The 18,934-nt window shown below is 65.9% G+C and carries 19 protein-coding genes and 1 pseudogene; 9 read left to right on the forward strand and 11 right to left on the reverse strand.

What is annotated here, in order from left to right:
- Positions 1-59: 59 nt before the first annotated feature.
- Positions 60-1,154, reverse strand: a complete 1,095-nt coding sequence (locus B7Y64_RS02400) for a PHB depolymerase family esterase (RefSeq protein WP_291328297.1) — start codon at positions 1,152-1,154, stop codon at positions 60-62.
- Positions 1,155-1,253: 99 nt separating this feature from the next.
- On the opposite strand from B7Y64_RS02400, the pseudogene B7Y64_RS02405 reads away from it, so the two are divergent.
- Positions 1,254-1,504, forward strand: a pseudogene (locus B7Y64_RS02405) (helix-turn-helix domain-containing protein); the annotation flags it as partial.
- A 24-nt stretch (positions 1,505-1,528) separates the two neighbouring features.
- On the opposite strand, the gene B7Y64_RS02410 reads toward B7Y64_RS02405, so the two are convergent.
- A complete protein-coding gene (locus tag B7Y64_RS02410; protein ID WP_291325111.1) occupies positions 1,529-2,380 on the reverse strand; it encodes a tetratricopeptide repeat protein in 852 nt (283 codons plus the stop codon).
- 90 nt (positions 2,381-2,470) lie between these two features.
- On the reverse strand, positions 2,471-4,036 hold the full coding sequence (gene murJ / locus B7Y64_RS02415) for a murein biosynthesis integral membrane protein MurJ (RefSeq protein WP_291325112.1): 1,566 nt from the start codon (positions 4,034-4,036) through the stop codon (positions 2,471-2,473).
- Positions 4,037-4,235: 199 nt separating this feature from the next.
- On the opposite strand from murJ, the gene rpsT reads away from it, so the two are divergent.
- Entirely contained in the window at positions 4,236-4,538 is a 303-nt protein-coding gene (gene rpsT, locus B7Y64_RS02420) for a 30S ribosomal protein S20 (protein ID WP_024815998.1), read from the forward strand.
- 249 nt (positions 4,539-4,787) lie between these two features.
- Here rpsT and B7Y64_RS02425 read toward each other — a convergent pair whose 3' ends face one another.
- On the reverse strand, positions 4,788-5,117 hold the full coding sequence (locus B7Y64_RS02425) for a DUF3579 domain-containing protein (RefSeq protein WP_024815999.1): 330 nt from the start codon (positions 5,115-5,117) through the stop codon (positions 4,788-4,790).
- A 230-nt stretch (positions 5,118-5,347) separates the two neighbouring features.
- Between B7Y64_RS02425 and B7Y64_RS02430 the strand changes: the two genes are divergently transcribed.
- The 3 genes from B7Y64_RS02430 (at position 5,348) to B7Y64_RS02440 (ending at position 7,974) form a co-directional block, all read left to right on the forward strand.
- Complete coding sequence (locus B7Y64_RS02430) at positions 5,348-6,544, forward strand: aspartate aminotransferase family protein (RefSeq protein WP_291325114.1); 1,197 nt, start codon at positions 5,348-5,350, stop codon at positions 6,542-6,544.
- A gap of 22 nt (positions 6,545-6,566) precedes the next feature.
- The gene (gene argF / locus B7Y64_RS02435) at positions 6,567-7,487 is read left to right on the forward strand and encodes an ornithine carbamoyltransferase (RefSeq protein WP_291325115.1); all 921 of its coding nucleotides are present in this window, start codon (positions 6,567-6,569) and stop codon (positions 7,485-7,487) included.
- Positions 7,488-7,647: 160 nt separating this feature from the next.
- Complete coding sequence (locus tag B7Y64_RS02440) at positions 7,648-7,974, forward strand: YkgJ family cysteine cluster protein (RefSeq protein ID WP_291325116.1); 327 nt, start codon at positions 7,648-7,650, stop codon at positions 7,972-7,974.
- Positions 7,975-8,008: 34 nt separating this feature from the next.
- Here B7Y64_RS02440 and B7Y64_RS02445 read toward each other — a convergent pair whose 3' ends face one another.
- The 6 genes from B7Y64_RS02445 to B7Y64_RS02470 all read right to left on the reverse strand — a co-directional run bounded on the left by B7Y64_RS02445 (position 8,009) and on the right by B7Y64_RS02470 (position 13,245).
- Complete coding sequence (locus tag B7Y64_RS02445; protein WP_291325117.1) at positions 8,009-9,175, reverse strand: sensor domain-containing diguanylate cyclase; 1,167 nt, start codon at positions 9,173-9,175, stop codon at positions 8,009-8,011.
- 203 nt (positions 9,176-9,378) lie between these two features.
- Positions 9,379-10,518 carry an IS481 family transposase gene (locus B7Y64_RS02450; protein WP_024813185.1) on the reverse strand — a complete coding sequence of 380 codons (1,140 nt, stop codon included), beginning with the start codon at positions 10,516-10,518 and terminating at the stop codon, positions 9,379-9,381.
- 111 nt (positions 10,519-10,629) lie between these two features.
- Entirely contained in the window at positions 10,630-10,860 is a 231-nt protein-coding gene (locus B7Y64_RS02455; RefSeq protein WP_024816004.1) for a hypothetical protein, read from the reverse strand.
- A gap of 2 nt (positions 10,861-10,862) precedes the next feature.
- On the reverse strand, positions 10,863-12,734 hold the full coding sequence (gene feoB / locus B7Y64_RS02460) for a ferrous iron transport protein B (RefSeq protein ID WP_291326047.1): 1,872 nt from the start codon (positions 12,732-12,734) through the stop codon (positions 10,863-10,865).
- Positions 12,731-13,048: a FeoA family protein gene (locus tag B7Y64_RS02465; RefSeq protein WP_291326049.1), complete on the reverse strand. Its 318-nt coding sequence runs from the start codon at positions 13,046-13,048 to the stop codon at positions 12,731-12,733. Before B7Y64_RS02465 ends, feoB begins: the two co-directional genes overlap by 4 nt.
- A gap of 32 nt (positions 13,049-13,080) precedes the next feature.
- Entirely contained in the window at positions 13,081-13,245 is a 165-nt protein-coding gene (locus B7Y64_RS02470) for a hypothetical protein (RefSeq protein WP_291326051.1), read from the reverse strand.
- On the opposite strand from B7Y64_RS02470, the gene kynB reads away from it, so the two are divergent.
- The 4 genes from kynB (at position 13,244) to B7Y64_RS02490 (ending at position 17,630) form a co-directional block, all read left to right on the forward strand.
- Entirely contained in the window at positions 13,244-13,870 is a 627-nt protein-coding gene (gene kynB, locus B7Y64_RS02475) for an arylformamidase (protein ID WP_291326053.1), read from the forward strand. The genes B7Y64_RS02470 and kynB overlap by 2 nt on opposite strands.
- 88 nt (positions 13,871-13,958) lie before the next feature.
- A complete protein-coding gene (gene kynU, locus B7Y64_RS02480) occupies positions 13,959-15,281 on the forward strand; it encodes a kynureninase (protein WP_291326055.1) in 1,323 nt (440 codons plus the stop codon).
- A gap of 18 nt (positions 15,282-15,299) precedes the next feature.
- Positions 15,300-16,166 (forward strand): tryptophan 2,3-dioxygenase, encoded by an 867-nt coding sequence (kynA, locus tag B7Y64_RS02485; protein ID WP_111864977.1) that lies wholly within the window; start codon positions 15,300-15,302, stop codon positions 16,164-16,166.
- Positions 16,167-16,388: 222 nt separating this feature from the next.
- Positions 16,389-17,630, forward strand: a complete 1,242-nt coding sequence (locus B7Y64_RS02490; RefSeq protein ID WP_291326061.1) for an MFS transporter — start codon at positions 16,389-16,391, stop codon at positions 17,628-17,630.
- Positions 17,631-17,698: 68 nt separating this feature from the next.
- Here the strand turns inward: B7Y64_RS02490 and B7Y64_RS02495 are convergent, their stop codons facing one another.
- On the reverse strand, positions 17,699-18,907 hold the full coding sequence (locus B7Y64_RS02495) for an FAD-dependent monooxygenase (RefSeq protein WP_291326057.1): 1,209 nt from the start codon (positions 18,905-18,907) through the stop codon (positions 17,699-17,701).
- Between the last annotated feature and the right edge of the window lie 27 nt (positions 18,908-18,934).

The following is an 18,934-nucleotide window of genomic DNA, read 5'->3' on the forward strand; positions in this document are numbered from 1 at the left end:
GGCCATCAAAAATAATAGCGCTTAGCGCTTATCCAATAAGGCCTCGCGGCCAATTTTGTTCAAATTTTCTTGAACTGGCGCGCCACAAACGCCCACACCAGTGCCGAGGCGTCTGGCCCCGCCGGATCGCTGTAATTCAGGCCGGGCGCGCCGCCACTCCAGGCGTGGCCCAGGCCCACAATTTCTCGCAGCGTGACCTGCGCACGGCCGCGCGCCTTGTACTCGGTCACCCGCACCGCATGGCGCCGGCCGCGCTGCATGGTGCGCACCGGGCCTGCGCGCGCGCCCAAAGACTCGGCCCACAGCACGGCTGTGGCGGCTGCGTTGCGCACCGAGACCACGTTGTCCGCATCACCATGCAGGATCAGCAACGGCGGCAGCGGCGCCATGGCTGCCCCTTCGGCAGCCAGCGCCTGCGGCGGGTCAGGCAGGTGTGCTTCCCGGCGCCCATGCATGGCCGCCATGGCGGTGGCGGCAGAGTCGGCCGTGCCGGGGGCCACCCCCGAATGCATGGCCACGGCGCAAAACCGGTCGGGGTAACGCGCCGCCAGCAGGGCAGCCATGCTGGCACCGGCCGACAGGCCCGCCACGGCCACGCGGGCCATGTCCACCGGGTGGCGCCGGGCCACCAGCTCGATGGCAGCCAGCAGCGTGGCCGCCTCGGCATCGGCCTTGCCGCTGCGGCGGTCAAACCAGTTCCAGCAACCATGGGCATTGGCCAGGCGTTCCTGCTCGGGATAGAGCACGAGAAAGCGATGGCGCACCGCCAGGCGGTTCATGCGCGAACTGGCCGCCAGCTCGCGCCCGGTCTGGCCACAGCCGTGCAGCATCACCAAAAGTGGCAGTTTTTCGCCCGCACGCAAGGCAAGCCCCGGCGGCACATACAGGTGAAAGCGCCGCGCGCCTGCAGGGCCAGGGGCAATGCCGGCAAGCCACTCGCCACTGGCGGGCAGCGGCTTGCGCGGCGTGCGGGCAACGGGCGCCGCCTTGGGCCGCGCACGCGACACGGCTACCGCCTTGGCACGCAAGGGCTTTGCGGCACGCACGGGCTTTGCGGCACGCACCGGCTTGGTGGCGCGCGCAAAGGCCTTGAGGTTGCGCTGATAGGCGCGCGTCAGAGCGGACAGGGAGAACAGAGGCGAGCGACGGGACATGGGTGCGGGGTGCCATTCATCAGGGAAAACCCTGTCCACAATAGCAGCTTACGGGCCAGCGCGTTTTTTGCCCTGGATCACGTAGCGGCCTGCGCGCTGGCCATGGCACAGGTGGCGCGCACCTCGCACCGCCACCTTACCCGGCTGTTGCTGGAAACTGCGGGAATCGCGCCCCTGCAATACCTGCGCCGCATCCGCCTGCCGGCTGCCGGAGCAGCGCTGCGGACCGGGCGCCACGCCACCCGGACGCCAGCGCTGGCGGGTTCAGCTCAGATGCGCGGTTGCGCCGGGCATGGCACCAGTTCGGGCAGCCGGGAACGCGCTCTCAGGGTGGCGAGCCTGATCGCTGAATGCGAGCATCGGCCCAAAAAAGGTCAGCTCCCCAGGCGACGCAACTCCACCAGCCGGTCGGCGATCGCAGCCACGTCAAGTCCGTCTTCCACATGCGCCAGGTAGGTCTGCAGATCGGACACCGCCTGCGCCACATTGCCGCGCTCGGCATGCGCCAGCCCGCGGTCGCGCCACTCGCCCCAGGCCTGGGGCAGCAGCACGATCAGGCGGTCCTGCACGGAGATCAGGCGCTGCCAGTCTTTCTGCGTGCGGTGCACTTCCTTGAGGTTGCGCAGCATGCGGGCAATGATGTCGCGCGGCATGGCCGCCTGCAGGTAAAGGCCCAGCGGCACGTCGTAGTCGTCCACCAGGCCGCTCTGGCGCTTGAAAGGCTCCAGCCGCTCGGAAAGCTCTTCCCTGCTGAGCGACTGGCCAGACACGGGGTCCATCACCACCTGCCCCTTGGGCAGCATCACCTTGACCATGAAGTGCCCGGGAAACGCAATGCCGCGGGCCCGCAACCCCAGGCCCTGGGCCAGCTCCATCCACAGCACGGCGAGCGATATCGGGATGCCGCGGCGCGTGCGCAGCACGGCATTCAGATAGCTGTTTTCGGGGTCGTAGTAGTTGTTGATGTTGCCGGCAAAGCCCAGATCGGTAAAAAAGAACTGGTTGAGCATGCGCAGGCGCTGCAACGCGGGCGCATCGGCGGGCAAGCGGCGCTGCAGCCGGGCCAGCAGCTGATCCACATCACCCAAGAGCTGCTGCACATCCAGGTCGATGTATTCATCTTGCGCCAGGCTGGCGGCGGCTTCGAGCAGGGGAAAGTGCTCGTCGCTTTGCACCAGCGCGGCAAAATATTCCAGTGCGGTCGGAACGGAATAGCTCAGAGACATGGCAGGGTTGTACGGTGGGCGCCGGGGCACGTCAAGCCACACCCAGCGCGGGTTTGAGGGTCATTGCTGTGCGCACGCGGCGCGGCGGCGTCAGCGCCGAAGCATCTGGCGCAGCTTCAATCCGGCGGCCCACAACGCCCCGAAATACAGCACCACCGAGGCGCACAGCACCAGGGCCAGCAGACCCGCACGCTGGCCACTTCGCGATCGCATCTCCAGCCACGGGAAATACTGCGCCGCCCACAGCAACAAAACTGCCAACAGGGTACTGGCGGCCACCACCTGCAAGGCAAAACGTGCCCAGCCGGGCTGGGGCCGGTAACTGCCGCGGCGCAGCAGCCCCACCAGCAACCACAGTGCATTGACCAGCGCACCGAGGCCAATCGACAGCGCCAGCCCCGCGTGGGCCATGAACGGCACCAGAGCCACATTGAGCAACTGCGTGATGACCAACACCACCATGGCAATTTTTACGGGCGTGCGGATGTCCTGGCTGGCGTAATAACCGGGCGCCAGCACCTTGATGGCCACCAGCCCCAGCAAACCGGCCCCATACCCAACCAGGGCGATGGCGATCTTGCTTACGTCGCTGTCGAGCAAGGCGCCGTGGTGGAACAGCGTGGCCACCAGGGGCGTGGCAAAGGTGAGCAGTGCCACCGCGCTGGGCACGGCCAGCAGCACCACGATGCGCAGACCCCAGTCGAGCATGGCCGAATAACGCTGCGCGTCACCCGCGGCCTTGGCGGCGGCAAGCTGGGGCGTCAGCACCACGCCCAGCGCCACGCCCAGCAACGCGGTGGGAAACTCCATCAGCCGGTCGGCATAAAACAGCCAGGTGACGCTGCCCGGCGTCAGGTACGAAGCGATCTGGGTATTGATCATGAGCGAAATCTGCGCCACACCCACGCCCAACAGTGCCGGAGCCATCAGCGTGAGAATGCGGCGCACGCCGGGCTCGGCCCAGGCGGCGCGCACGGCGCGCCAGCTCACGCCGATGCGCGGCAGCAGGCCCAGCCGGTACAGCACAGGCAACTGCACCGCCAGCTGCAGCACGCCACCCAGCATGACCCCCCCGGCCATCGCGTAAATGGGTTCGATGCCACGGGCGGCCAGTTGCGGGGCACCCAGCCAGGCCGCAGCGATCATGCACAGATTCAGCAGCACCGGCGTGGCGGCGGGCACGGCAAAACGCTTCCAGGTGTTGAGCACCCCCGCTGACAGCGCCACCATCGACATGAAACCGATGTAGGGGAACATCCAGCGCGTCATCAGCACGGCGGCATCAAAGCTGTCCGGGCTCTGGCGCAAGCCGCTGGCCAGCAGCCACACCAAAAGAGGCGCACCCACCACTCCCAGCACGCAAGTGAGCAGCAGCACCCACGCCAGCGCTGTGGCCACTGCGGCAATCAGCACGCGCGTGGCGGCATCACCATGCTGGGCCTTGGAAGCGGCCAGCACCGGCACGAACGCCTGGCTGAAAGCGCCCTCGGCAAACAGGCGCCGGAACAGGTTGGGAATGCGAAAGGCCACATTGAAGGCATCGGTCAGCGCGTTGGCACCAAACATCGAGGCCATCAGGAGGTCGCGCACCAGGCCCGTCACGCGGGAGGCCAGGGTCAGGAGGGAGACGGTGGAGGCGGCTTTGAACAGGGACACCGCGGGAAGTGTAGCCCCCTTGAGGCACTGCGCGCCTTCCCCCAAAGGGGGACACACCAGCCGTGGCCAGCTCAAGCCAGTTCCATAGCGGCGCTGGCGAACGCACCACTCCGGTTCAGCGCCGCAGCCACCGTGAGCCTGATTGGGCTATAATCGTCGGCTTTGCTGGCATCATCCTCAGACACAAGGAAACACATCAATGGCATCCGCTAAACCAAAAAAGAAGAACCCGCGCCTGGCGTCGGGCCGCAAGCGCGTCCGTCAGGACGTCAAGATCAACGCCGCAAACACCTCGCTGCGTTCCAAATACCGTACCGCTGTCAAGAACGTCGAAAAGGCTATTCTGGCTGGCGACAAGACCAAGGCGAGCGAACTGTTCGCCAAGATGCAAGCCGTGGTGGACACCGTGGCCGACAAGGGCATCTTCCACAAGAACAAGGCAGCTCGTGACAAGAGCCGCCTGTCTGCCAAGGTGAAAGCCCTGGCACTCGCAGCCGCTTAATTCACCGCCTGCCCCGGCAGGTAAACAGCCCGGACGGGTCACACCGTTCGCCGTTTGTAACGGGTGCGCTGCCAGCAAAGCAAAAAACCGCCTTCGGGCGGTTTTTTGTTGGGCAAAGCGCGCCTTTGCTGGCACCCTGCTGAATCGGGGACAGACCGGGATCGGCTCCAGCCGAGACCGCTCTGTCCTCGACACTTCAAAGGTTTGTGGGCGCAGCCCAAGCGCCCTGCCTGCAGCAGCGGACTGGAGTCAGCGTTGCAGAGGCTCCGCGGGCGGGTCGGGCAGCAGGCAGGCTTCTGCCACCTGCAGGTTGTTGTCGCGTGCGAAATTGATGACGAAATCCCAGGCCATGGGCTCGTGGTCGCGCAGGTCGCTGTTGACCACCACGCATTTCACGCCATTGAGCGTGGTGGGAATGCACCAGGGGGAATAGCTCAGATGGCTGCCAGGCTTGGCGCCGCCGGGCCGAAAGCTGCTCATCACCCCGGCCAGCCGCTCGGCCCAGTCGCTGGGTCGAAAGGTTTTCCCTTCGTGGGTGATGCCCTGAATAAAGACTTCTTTGGAGGAGGGAGAAACCATCGGGGGTCTGCTTGGTAGAGGGCGGATACCGCAGGATCGCTGCTTGCCACGCCACGTCTTGCATTCTAACTCTTATATAAGAGCTGACCCACCTCCTCCCCATCAGCGCATTGCAGTGATGCGCAATCGTCATCGTCGGGCGCATGCGCTCGCCCTAGAATCGTGCATCGTCTTTTCGGGTGGCGGCCAGCACGGGCCGGCCCTTTACCGCAACGTCTGGAGAACACTGCATGACCGCTTTCATTGAGGCCGCCTCGCCCCACGTGATGAACACCTATGGCCGCGTGCCGATTGCGCTGTCGCACGGGCAAGGCTGCCGCGTGTGGGACGTGAACGGCAAGCAGTACCTCGATGCGCTGGGCGGCATTGCCGTCAATACGCTGGGGCACAACCACGCCAAGCTGGTGCCCGCACTGCAGGACCAGATCGGCAAGATCATGCATTCGTCCAACTACTACCACGTGCCGGGACAAGAGCAGCTGGCCGCCAGGCTGGTAGAGCGCTCGGGCATGACCAACGTGTTCTTCTGCAACTCGGGGCTGGAAGCCAACGAGGCCGCCATCAAGATCGCGCGCAAGTACGGCGTGGACAAAGGCATCGCCAAGCCCGAGATCGTGGTGTATGAAAAGGCCTTTCATGGCCGCTCGATTGCCACCATGTCGGCCACGGGCAACCCCAAGATCTACAGTGGCTTTGGACCGCTGGTCGAGGGTTTTGTGCGCGTGCCGGTGAACGACATCGACGCCATCAAAAAAGCCACCGAGGGCAACCCCAACGTGGTGGCGGTGTTCTTCGAGACCATCCAGGGCGAAGGCGGCATCAACCCCATGCGCGTTGAATACCTGCAGCAGCTGCGCAAGCTGTGCGACGAGCGCGACTGGCTGATGATGATCGACGAGGTGCAGTGCGGCATGGGCCGCACCGGCAAATGGTTTGCCCACCAGTGGGCCGGCATCGTGCCGGATGTGATGCCCCTGGCCAAGGGCCTGGGCTCGGGCGTGCCGATTGGCGCCGTGGTGGCTGGCCCCAAGGCGGCCAACGTGCTGCAACCCGGCAACCACGGCACCACCTTTGGCGGCAACCCGCTGGCCATGCGTGCCGGCAATGAAACCATCCGCATCATGGAAGAAGACGGCCTGCTGCACAACGCCACGACGGTGGGCCTGCACCTCAAGACCGCGCTGCAACACGCACTGGGCAGCCTGCCCGGTGTGAAAGAAGTGCGCGGCCAGGGCCTGATGCTGGGCGTGGAGCTGACCAAGCCCTGCGGCGTGCTGGTGGGCCGCGCGGCCGAAGCCGGCTTGCTGATCAGCGTGACGGCCGACAGCGTGATCCGCCTGGTGCCACCGCTCATTCTCACCATTGCCGAGGCCGACGAAATCGTCGCCACACTCACCCCTCTGGTCAAAGCCCTGCTGGCGCAATAAGCCAGCCCGCAACGAGAGCGCCATGAAACATTACCTGCAGTTCAACGACCTCACCGCCGACGAATACGCCTACCTGTTCGAGCGCGCCGCGCTCATCAAAAAAAAGTTCAAGGCCTACGAAAAACACCACCCACTGGTGGACCGCACGCTGGCCATGATTTTCGAGAAAGCCAGCACCCGCACGCGCGTGAGCTTTGAGGCGGGCATGTACCAGCTGGGCGGCAGCGTGGTGCACCTGACCACGGGCGACAGCCAGCTCGGTCGCGCCGAGCCGATTGATGACAGTGCCAAGGTCATCAGCCGCATGGTGGACCTGGTGATGATCCGCACCTACGAGCAGACCAAGATCGAGCGCTTCGCCGCCCACTCGCGCGTGCCGGTCATCAACGGCCTGACCAACGAATTCCACCCCTGCCAGATCCTGGCCGACATCTTCACCTTCATCGAGCACCGTGGCTCCATCCAGGGCAAGACCGTGGCCTGGGTGGGCGACGGCAACAACATGGCCAACACCTGGCTGCAGGCGGCTGCGTTGCTGGGCTTCAAGGTGCATGTGAGCACACCCCGTGGCTACGAAATTGATGAAAAATTGGCCGTTGGTGCAGGCGGAACAAGCGCAAGCAGCTATCAATTTTTTAGCAATCCGCTCGAAGCCTGCCAAGGTGCGGACCTGGTCACTACCGATGTGTGGACCAGCATGGGCTACGAGGCCGAGAACGAAGAACGCAAAAAGGCCTTCGCCGACTGGTGTGTAGACCAAGAGATGATGGCCGCCGCCAAGCCCGACGCCCTGTTCATGCACTGCCTGCCCGCCCACCGTGGCGAAGAAGTCGAGGCCGATGTGATCGACGGCCCGCAGTCAGTGGTGTGGGACGAAGCAGAAAACAGGATGCACGTGCAAAAGGCACTCATGGAGTACCTTTTGCTCGGCCGCGTTGCATGACATGCGACACGGTGGTGCGCCAGCGCCAGCAGCCTGTTTCGGCGCAGGCTCATATCCGCGCAGCGGATGTGAAGCAGCCGCAGGCTGTGGGCCGAAGCCAAAACCGAATGCACGTGCAAAAAGCGCTCATGGCGACCCTTTTGCTCGGCCGCCAAGGCGCATGACCCACCCCTGCCTCACCTGCGGCGCCTGCTGCGCGAGTTTTCGCGTGGACTTCTCGGTGCACGAAACGCAGGAGATGGGCGGCGACGTGCCCGATGGTCTGGTGGTGGAGGTGACGGGCGCCACCAGCCGCATGCGCGGCACCGACCACAGCCCGCCGCGCTGCGCGGCACTCACGGGCAAGGTGGGCACACAGGCGGCCTGCGGCATCTACGAATGGCGCCCCTCGCCCTGTCGCGAGTTTGCGGCTGGCAGCCAGGCCTGCGACCGGGCGCGCATGCGCCAAGGGCTGCCGCCCTTCCCCGCCCAAGCGTATTGGGCCTGACGGCGCGGCAAGGCCCGTGCGTTAGGACTGTGCGTTACTGCACCGGAAGCGGCGGCATTGACATGCCATCGGCCTGTGGCGCCTGTGTCGGTGCATCCCCCGCCACGCACACCCGGTTGCGCCCCTCGGCCTTGGCCTGGTAGAGCGCCCGGTCCGCCAGGTCGATCAGCGCCGCCGGTGCCACCCGGGCGTTGTGTGCACAAGCCACCCCCACCGACAGCGTGACGCCAATCGGTTGACCATCGGCCAGCCAGCGCCGCTCGGCCACCTGCTGGCGCAGGGCTTGCGCACGCTCCACGGCGGTTTGCAGCCCCATGCCAGGCAAAACCAGCAAAAACTCTTCCCCGCCATAGCGGCAACAGATGTCGCTCGGTCGCATGGACTGCAGCAGCAGGGCCGAGATCTGGCACAGGACATCGTCCCCGGCCGCGTGACCATGGCGGTCGTTGATCTGTTTGAAAAGATCGAGATCGATCAGCAGCAGGGCCAGCGTGGCGCCCTCGCGAGCGCAAGCGTCGATTTCACGTTGCAGCGCCGTGGTGAGGTAGCGGCGGTTGTAGAGGCCGGTCAACGGGTCGCGATTGGCCTGCTCGGTCAACTGGTCCTGCAAGGACTGAATGGCCTGCAGCTGGCTTTGCAGCGCCGCTTCGCTCTGGCGCAGCCGGGCCCGCGTGGCGCTGAGCGCGACGGTGCGGGTGTGGGCGTCGCGGGCAAACAAGACCAGGTATGCCGACAGGCACAGCATGCTCATGAGGCTGACGCGCAGCGAGGTCTCGGGGGTAAAACGCCACCCGTCCAGCGCCACCATCAACGTCGCCCCGGCGGCTGCGGCCGCCAATGCCTGCAGCACCCCCTTGAGCGCCCGGAACGCAGTCATGTTGATGCAGCCGCAAATGACCAGGGTGAAAACAATCCACAGCGGAAAACCAAGCGCTGCGGCCCACAGACCGAAACAGAAGTTGTCCAGCAGCAGATTGTGGATTTCCGCCGTCAGCGAATCCCTGGCGTGGCGGGCCCGCAAATAAACCACATGCGGATAAACCAGAAACTGCAGCACCATGAGCCACCATGCCCAGGGGCCATGACCGCGCTCCAGAAAGTGAACCGAAAGAACCGCAACGAAGATCAGCCAGGACACGCTGCGATTGCGGTAGTTCATGCGAACGACCCAGTGGGCTGGCGCAGCAGGTTCGGCGGTCATGGAGCAGGTGCGGCGGTGGCGAAAAATGGTCGCCCACAAACGGGCGCAAAAAAACCGCCCCCTCCGCAATCGCATCACGCATAGGAGCAGCCGTTGTTTTGCAAATGTAACAACAATTTTTGGGGAAGATCCAGCTCTTTTGACCTGTGTATGGACCGGGGACATTGTTAACAGGTGTGCGGACACATGGTTTACAGATCTGATTAAACGGCCTCGGTGTCAGCCAGGTCAATTACCAAGCAGCGATGGTGTGCGAAGAACACCTCAAAGCAGCCGTCCTTGTCCTGCTTGGGCCGGATACCCACCTTGTGGCGATGCAGGGCATTGCTCAGCTTGTATCGCTTGCCCCTGAACTTCAGGATCCCGTTCCAGTCGACCGTGCTCACTTCGTCTTCACTGCTGTACTCGGGCAGGCTCAATTGCTCCGGGAACGCTATCTTGCTGGGCCGATAGCACGTGACCGGTGTAGCTCCATGCAGTGCTTGGTGCGGGCGCTGATGGTTGTAGACCGCACGCCAGCGATCCAGCGCCGCCTGTACCCTCTCCAAGCTCTCAAAGCACCGTCCCTTGAGCACCTCGATCTCCAGTGTTCGATGGAAGCGCTCGTCCTTGCCATTGGTTTGCGGGTGGTAGGGTCGGCTGTGACTGACGTGAATGCCCAGTTGTACCAGCCACACGCCCAGTACTGTGAGCTGGCCCGGCGCACTTGGTGAGCCCCAGGGAGCGCCGTTGTCGAAGTTGATCTGCGCGGGCAGGCCATAGCGCCTGAATACTTCTGTCATGTGCGCTTGAACGACCTCGGTGGCAGTCTTGCCGCAGGCCTGCAAAGCCAGGTTAAAGCGCGAGTGATCATCCAGCATGGTCAGCGGCGAACAGCGCCCCTGAAGAGTCTGAAAGTGACCCTTGAAGTCGGCTTGCCACAGTGCGTTGGGCTCTTCACGTTCGAACCGCTGCCAGGGCTTGGCCGCTTCGCTGGCCTCGGACGTGATCAGGCCGTGGCGGCGCAGGATGGAGGTGGCGGTGCTGGGAGCCACACAGGGCCCACCCAGATGCTGCAAACGCCAGCTGATCTTGCGCCCGCCCCACGAGGGGTGCTCGGTGCGTACCGCGATGACGGCCGCCTCTACCTGCGGTGAGGAGCTGCTTGGACTGTTGCGGGGCCTGCGCGATCGATCTACCAGCCCCTCACTGCCTTGCTCTTCAAAGCGATTGAGCCACTTGTACGCGGTTGGGGCACTGATGCCAAAGCGTCGGCACAGCTCACGCACGTTGGCCCCTTCTTGCCTTGCCAGCTCAACGAATTCCTGTCTCAGGTTCATGGTGTTGCAAGCCTTCCATGGCATATAGACCTCCGGCGAAGTTCACCGAAAGTGTTAACCATGTCCTCGCACACCTGTTAACAATGTCCCCGGTCCATACAGACCTGATAAGACGCGCTGCGCCCGTTCCACCCATCAGCGCTTCGGGGCTATCCACACCGCCTTGCGCTGCGGCGACTGCGCATCGGGTGCGTGCAAGGGCGTAGCGCAGCCCCCGCAATCGCTGCAAGCCCCGCAAGACGGTGCCTTGCCCAGCCCTGGCCGCAAAGCGCCCAGGCGCCTGCGCAGCGCAGCGGGCAACCAGTACCACGCCGCATAGCCCGCTGCCAGGGCCACGATGGCTCCCACCGCAATGTCTTGCCACATGGTCAGGCGCCTCCCCACGCCAGCGCCAACCGGTAGGTCAGCCAGCTGGCGCCATACGCCAGCCCAAAAAGATACGCGGCCATCAGCAAGGCCAAGCGCCACGAGTTGGTCTCGCGCCGCACCGTGGCCAGCGTTGACAGGCACTGGGGAGCAAACACAAACCACACCAGCAGGGACAGCGCCGTGGCCAGCGACCATTGCTGGGCGATCAGCGGCCCCAGCTGGGCCGCCACATCGTCACCCGAGGCCGACAGGGCATACACCGTGCCCAGCGCACTCACCACCACCTCGCGCGCCGCCATGCCGGGCACCAGCGCCACGGCAATCTGCCAGGTGAAACCCAGGGGCGCAAAGATGACCTCCAGCGCGCGGCCCAGTTGCCCGGCAAAGCTGTACTGGATGGCCGGGCCCACGGCCCCCTCGGGTGCGGCCGGATACGACGACAGAAACCACAGCAGCACCGTGAGCGCCAGGATGATGCCGCCCACGCGCTTCAAAAAAATCGTGGCCCGCTCGTACAGGCCCCGCGCCAGGCTGCGCAGGTTGGGCAACCGGTACGGCGGCAGCTCCATCAGCAGGGGCGTGGCCCGCATGGGGCCGCGCCAGATCTTCAGCACCGCCGCCACGGCCATGGCGCTCAGGATGCCGCCCATGTACAGCGCGAACATCACCAGGCCCTGCAGGCTGAAAACGCCCCACACGGTGCGCGCAGGAATGAAGGCGGCGATCAGCAGCGCATACACCGGCAGGCGCGCCGAGCAGGTCATGAGCGGCGCGATCATGATGGTGACCAGCCGCTCGCGCCAGTGGGTGATGGTGCGCGTGGCCATGATGCCCGGTATGGCGCAGGCAAAGCTGGACAGCAGCGGGATGAACGAGCGGCCCGACAGCCCCACCGTGCCCATGAGGCGGTCCAGCAGAAAGGCCGCCCGTGGCAGATAGCCCGAGTCTTCGAGCGCCAGGATAAACAGAAACAAGATCAGGATCTGCGGCAAAAACACCAGCACCCCGCCCACGCCGGCCAGGATGCCATCAACCAGCAGGCTGCGCAGCGCGCCATCGGGCAGCCTGGCATGCACCCACTGGCCCAGCGCCTCGGCGCCGTCCTTGATGGCCTCCATGGGCGGCGCGGCCCAGCTGAACACCGCCTGGAACATCAGGAACATGGTGGCCGCCAGCAGCAGCATGCCCCACAGCGGGTGCAGCACCACGCGATCAATGGCGTCGTCCAGGCGCATCGGTTCGGCTGGCTCGTGCACCGCAAGGCGCAGGATGCGGCGTGCCTCCTGCTGGGTTTTCAGCACCTGCTCCATGCCCTGGGGCTGCCAGGGCCGGGCCTGCACCGCGCCCTGGGCACGCCAGCCATCAAGAAACTGCAGCAGCTCATGCGCCCCGCCCTTGCGGATGCCCACGGTTTCCACCACGGGCATACCCAGCTCGCGCTCGAGCACGGCGCGGTCGATGGTGATGCCCGCGCGGCGCGCGGCGTCGCTCATGTTGAGCGCCAGCACCATGGCGATGCCCATGGCCTGCGTCTCCAGCACCATGCGCAGACCAAGCTGCAGGTTGGTCGCATCGACCACGCACACCAGCAGGTCGGGCGCCGCCTCGCCAGCACGCTGGCCCGTGACCACGTCCCGCGTGACGGCCTCGTCGGCGCTCAGGGCGTTGAGGCTGTAAGCGCCCGGCAGATCGAGCACGCGCACACGCTGGCCCGAGGGGGTGGTGAGCAGGCCCTCTTTGCGCTCCACGGTCACGCCGGCATAGTTGGCCACCTTCTGGCGGCTTCCGGTGAGCAGGTTGAACAGGGCAGTCTTGCCGCTGTTGGGGTGGCCCAACAGCGCCAGGCTCAGGGGGGCGGCCGGCGCGTTCATGCCTGCACCTCACCCACCGGTGCCGTGGTGCTGACACCCACCAGCGCCGCCTCGCGCCGGCGCAGGGCAAAGGTGGTGCGCCCCACGCGCACGGCCAGCGGGTCGCCTGCCGGAAACGCCCGCGCCACCACACGCACGCGCTCACCCGGCAGAAAACCGATTTCCAGCAGCCGCAGCAGCACATCGCCATCCTGGGGCGCGACATCCATGCGCAACGCGCTCACCCAGGCATCCACGCGCAGCGGCAGATCGGCCAGGCCAAGGGGCTGTTCACGGGCGGGGGCGGCGGCAGCGCTGCGGGGCAGATCGGTCAAGGGCTTCACCAGCTTCTAAATGAAAATAGTTCTCATTTTATGATCTCAACCAGATGAACGGAGGCGGCTTCGATGGCAGAAAAGCGCTTTCTTGATGCTGCGCAAATCCATTCACCCGCTTCACGGTGATCGGATTTCGGCCCGCGTTGCCATAAAGCGACACCACGAACGGGCCAGCGCGCTACCTTGTGGTCCATGCAAAAGCTCTGGGACATTTCCCCCACTGTCCACGCCGGCACACCGGTGTTTCCCGGCGACACGCCTTACCAGCAGCATTGGTGCGCCACCATGGCGCCAGATTGCCCCGTCAACGTCAGCGCCATCACGATGTCGCCCCATGTGGGCGCCCACGCCGACGCGCCGTTGCACTACGACGAGCGCGGCGCCGCCATTGGGGATGTGTCACTCGACGCGTTTCTGGGCCCCTGCCGCGTGGTGCACGCCATCGGCTGCGGCCCGCTGATCGAGTGGCAGCACATTGCCCACGCCGTGGACGCCACCCTGCCGCAGCGCGTGCTGGTGCGCACTTACGCCAAAGCCCCCATGCAATGGGACGGCCAGATCACCGCCTACGCCCCCGACACCATTGAACGCCTGGCCGACCTGGGCGTGCTGCTGGTGGGCATTGACACCGCCAGCATCGACCCGGCCGACAGCAAGCAGCTTCCCAGCCACCAGGTCATCCGCCGCCGCAACCTGCGCGTGCTGGAAAACCTGGTGCTCGACGAAGTGCCCGAGGGCGACTACGAACTCATCGCCTTGCCGCTCAAGCTGACCACCGCCGATGCCTCGCCCGTGCGCGCCGTTCTGCGCACGCTGTGATGCACCGGTTTCAAGCCTTTTTGGCCTCTGGCGCTTATGCGATAAGCGCCAACAGCTATCACAATAGTAGCAACTAACCTTGGCTGCCATGACCACCACCCACCAAGACTGCCGCACCCTGGATGCACAAGACCCGCTGGCGCCGTTGCGCGATCACTTCAGCCTGCCCGCAGGCGTGATCTACCTCGATGGCAATTCGCTGGGCGTGCTTCCCAAGGCCACCGCCGCCCGCGTGGCCGACGTGGTCACGCGCGAATGGGGGGCCGACCTCATCCAGTCCTGGAACACCGCCAGCTGGTTTGACCTGCCCCAACGCCTGGGCAACCAGCTGGCCCCTTTGATCGGCGCGGGCCCGAATGAGGTGGTGTGCACCGACAGCACCTCCATCAATCTTTACAAGGTACTGAGCGCGGCGCTGAACATCGCCCGCGAAGACAGCCCCGCGCGCCGCCGCATCGTGAGCGAGCGCAGCAACTTCCCCACTGACCTCTACATTGCCGAAGGTCTGTGCAAGGAGCGCGGGCTGGAGTTGGTGCTGGTGGAGCCCCAGGACATTGCCACCGCCCTCACCAGCGATGTGGCCGTACTCATGCTCACGCATGTGAACTACCGCACCGGCGCCATGCACGACATGGCCGCCACCACCGCCGCCGCCCATGCAGCCGGCATCCTGTGCGTGTGGGACCTGGCGCACAGCGCGGGTGCGGTGCCCGTCGATCTGCACGGCGCGGACACTGATTTTTCGATTGGCTGCGGCTACAAGTATTTGAACGGCGGCCCGGGCGCACCGGCGTTTGTGTGGGTGCACCCGCGCCATGCCAGCCGGCCGGATTTGAAGTTCATGCAGCCACTGTCGGGCTGGTGGGGCCACGCCACGCCATTTGCATTCACACCCGACTACCAGCCCGCACCGGGCATCACGCGCTATCTGTGCGGCACGCAGCCCATCATCAGCCTGTCGGCCCTGCAATGCGGGCTGGATGTGTTCACTGCCGCCGAAGCCCTGGGCGGCATGGCGGCGCTGCGCACCAAGTCGCTGGCGCTGACCGACCTGTTCATCCAGCTGGTGGAAGAACGCTGCGCAGGCCACGGCCTGGGCCTGGCCACCCCGCGCGAGCATGCCCGGCGCGGCTCGCAGGTGTGCTGGACCCGTGACGAAGGCGCAGGCGTGAACGGACAGGGCAGCGGCGCCTACGCCATCGTGCAGGCGCTGATCGCACGCGGTGTGATTGGCGACTTCCGTCGAGGCGACGGCGGCAATGGCCCGCACAAGGACATCCTGCGCTTTGGTTTCACGCCGCTGTACATCGGCTTTGAAGACGTGTGGAATGCCGTGGAGCATCTGCGCCAGGTGCTGGACACCGCCGAATGGCAGCGCCCCGAATTCAACCAGCGCCACGCCGTGACCTGACCGAGAAGGAACCCCGCCATGTGCCCCTTTTCCCAAAACCCTGCCAGCGCAACGCCCGAATCCATCGTGCATGCCGAGCGCGCCCAGCTCGACTTCAGCCAGAGCATGAGCTACGGCGACTACCTGCAGCTGGACGCCATCCTCAGCGCGCAAAAACCGCTGTCGCCCGCGCACGACGAGATGCTGTTCATCGTGCAGCACCAGACCAGCGAGCTGTGGATGAAGCTCATGCTGCACGAGCTGCGCGCCGCCATCGGCCACATCGCAGGCGATGCGTTGCAGCCCGCGTTCAAGATGCTGGCGCGCGTGTCAAAGATCATGGAGCAGCTGGTGCACGCCTGGGACGTGCTGGCCACCATGACGCCGCCCGAATACAGCGCCATGCGGCCCTATCTGGGCAGCTCCAGCGGGTTTCAGAGCTACCAGTACCGCAGCATCGAATTCGCCCTGGGCAACAAAAACCGCGCCATGCTGCAGCCCCACGCCCACCGACCCGACCTGCTGGCCCAGGTGCAGGCCGCCTTCGAGGCCCCATCGTTGTACGACGAAGCCCTGCGCCTGCTGGCCCGGCGCGGCCTTCCCGTGCCCGCCAGCCACACCGACCGCGACTGGACGCTGCCCTACGCCGAAAGCGATGCGGTGGAGCGCGCCTGGCTCACCGTGTACCGCGACCCCGCGCAGCACTGGGACCTGTACCAGCTGGGCGAGGAGCTCACCGACCTCGAAGACGCCTTTCGCCTCTGGCGCTTTCGCCATGTGACCACGGTGGAACGCATCATCGGCTTCAAGCGCGGCACGGGCGGCACCGGCGGCGTGAGCTACCTGCGCAAGATGCTGGATGTGGTGCTGTTTCCCGAAATCTGGAAACTGCGCACCGATCTGTAAAATTTGAGCCAAATCGGCCTCTAGCCCTTGTGTATAAAGCGCGAGCAGCTATTAAAAGCAGAGTGCCACCACCGCGACAGCGCCTGCACGCGGCGGCTGGTAGTCTGCTACCTGCGCACGACGCCCCGCCCCGCAACCATTTCCGCTTCACCGCCTGTGCCCCATCCCGACACCGCCCCCACACACCCGCCGCCCGCGCCGCCTGCCACGCCAGAGGCCCCCCTGCCACCATCGAAGGCCACGCTGTGGTTCATGCTGCTGGCGCTGCTCTCGGCCTTTGCGCTGAGCCAGGCCTACCGCACCGTCACCGCCATCATGGCTCCGGGCCTGCAGGGCGACTTTGGCCTTTCGCCGGCGTCGCTGGGGGCGTTTGCCGGGCTGTTTGGCCTGTCGTTTGGCGTGACGCAATTTTTCATGGGCATCGGCATGGACCTGTATGGCCTGCGCCGCACACTGCTCAGCGCCTTTCCGCTGGCCATTGCCGGCGCGGCCGTGTCGGCCTGGGCGCCCAACTACGGCTGGCTGATGCTGGGGCAGCTGCTCATTGGCGTGGGCTGCGCGCCCGCCTTTCTGGCCTGCACGGTGTTCATTGCGCGGTATTTTCCGGCTTCGCGCTTTGCATTTCTGTCGGGCGTGGGCATGGGCGTGGGCGGGCTGGGCCTGCTGCTCACCGGCACGCCGCTGGCCTGGCTGGTGCAGCAGTGGGGTTGGCGCAGCGGCTTTGTGCTGCTGGCCGTGCTGTCGGCGCTGGCGTGGCTCTTGATCTGGCGCCGCGTGCACGAGCCCGCCCTGGCCGGCCCGGCACCTGCACGCGAGCGCTGGGGCACCGCCGTGCGCCGCTACGGCGCGCTGTTCATGCTGCCGCACACGCTGGGCATCTTGCTGCTGGGCATGGTGGGCTACGCCTCGTTTCTGGCGCTGCGCGGGCTGTGGATTGGCCCGATGCTGATCGACCGCTATGCGTTCACGCTGGTCGAGAGCGGCAACATGGCCCTGGGCATGTCGCTGATTTCACTGTTCAGCCCGGCCTTTTTTGGCCGCATCGACCCCGGCCCGGCACGCCGGCGCGCCTGGATGGCCAACTTTTCGCTGCTGGTGGCGGCCCTGTACCTGTGCGTGGGGCTGGTGCACCACGCCACGCTGAACCTGGCCCTGGTGGTGTGCATTGCGGTGCTGTCGGGCTATTCGGTGCTGCAGTATTCGGACGTGCGCTCGTCGTACCCGCCCGACCTGACCGGGCGCGCGCTGTCGGTGTTCACCATGGCCATGTTTCTGGGCGTGGGCCTGGTGCAGTCGCTCACCGGCTGGGTCGCCGACTGGGCGCAGGGCCTGGGGCTGGAGCCCTACCGCGCGGTGATGGCCACCATTGCCGCGCTGTTGGCACTCGGCTCCATCGCGTTCCGCTGGCTGCCGGCATCGCCGCTGCTGCAACACCCCGGCGTGCAGGGCAAAGATTTGGCATAAAACGCACGCCAGCGCTTATGAATAAAGCGCCAAAAGCTATATTATTAATAGCAATCAACCACCCACAACTAGAGAGAGCTGGCGCTGGAGCCATCGCCCCGGTACAGCCAGGGCACGTCCAGCAGCCGCTCGCCCAGCAGGCGCAGCGAAGCGTCGCGCGCCCAGCGCACGGGGCCCGTGGCGTGAAAGATGCGGCCGTTGCGCGTGGAGCGGGCCTGCACGCGCGCGTTGCGCTGCCAGCGGTTGAGCGCGTAGCGGCGCAGGCGCAGCGGCACATCCAGGTCGTGCATGGCCAGCGCGCGTTGCAGCTCGGCGGCGTCTTCAATGGCCATGCCCGCGCCTTGGGCCAGATACGGGCGCATGGGGTGGGCGGCGTCGCCCAGCAAGGCCACCACGCCCTGGGCCATCTCGTTCGGCCCGCGCACGGGCGGGCGGTCGCACAGCGGCCACAGGCGCCAGCCACCGCCTGCCTGGACCACACCGCGCACCACCTGCTGCAGCGCTGTGCAGGTGCCCTTTAGCGCCGTTTCCAGGTCGGCGCTGTTGGCCGCGTGGTCCCAGTTTTCCAGGTCGTTCGGCGCGGGGCCCTGCACGATGACCACCAGGTTCTGCAGCTCGCCCCGGCGCACGGGGTACTGCACCACATGCAGGCGCGGCCCCAGCCACGCAGTGACGTGGCGGGTGCGCAACGCCTTGGGCAGCGCCTGCTGCGGCACCAGGGCGCGGTAAGCCAGGTGGCCCGACACGCGGGGATGCTGCTCGCCCAGCAGCTGTGTACGGATGCGGCTCCACAGGCCATCAGCCCCCAACAGGGCATCGCCTTCCACGTCCTTGCCACGGCTGGTGCGCACCGTCACCACGCCCTCGGCGTCGGTGAAGCGGTCGATTGCGTGGTCCAGATGAAATTGCGTGTCGGTGTATTTGCCAACGGCGGCCAGCAGCAGGCCATGCAGGTCGGCACGGTGGATGGTGGCGTAGGCCGCGCCGTAGCGCTCTATCGCGGTGGCGCCCAGGGGCAGCGCAGCCAGCTCATGGCCCGTGAGTGCGCTGCGAACCTGCAGCCGCTCAGGAAATACCGCCACATCCTGCAGCGGCCGCTGCAAACCCCAAGCCTGCAGGCGGCGCACCACATTGGGCCCCAACTGCACGCCTGCACCCACCTCGGTGAATGCGGCGGCGCGCTCATACAGCCGCACCTCCCACCCCGCGCGCGATGCACCCAGGGAGGCTGCCAAACCGCCAATGCCGCCCCCCGCGATCAACAACTGTTTTCTCATCCTCCCATTGTGCCGCGCGCCGCCGAC

Origin of the sequence: Acidovorax sp. 35-64-16 (assembly GCF_002281195.1) — a bacterium.
GTDB classification, from domain to species: domain Bacteria; phylum Pseudomonadota; class Gammaproteobacteria; order Burkholderiales; family Burkholderiaceae_C; genus Acidovorax; species Acidovorax defluvii.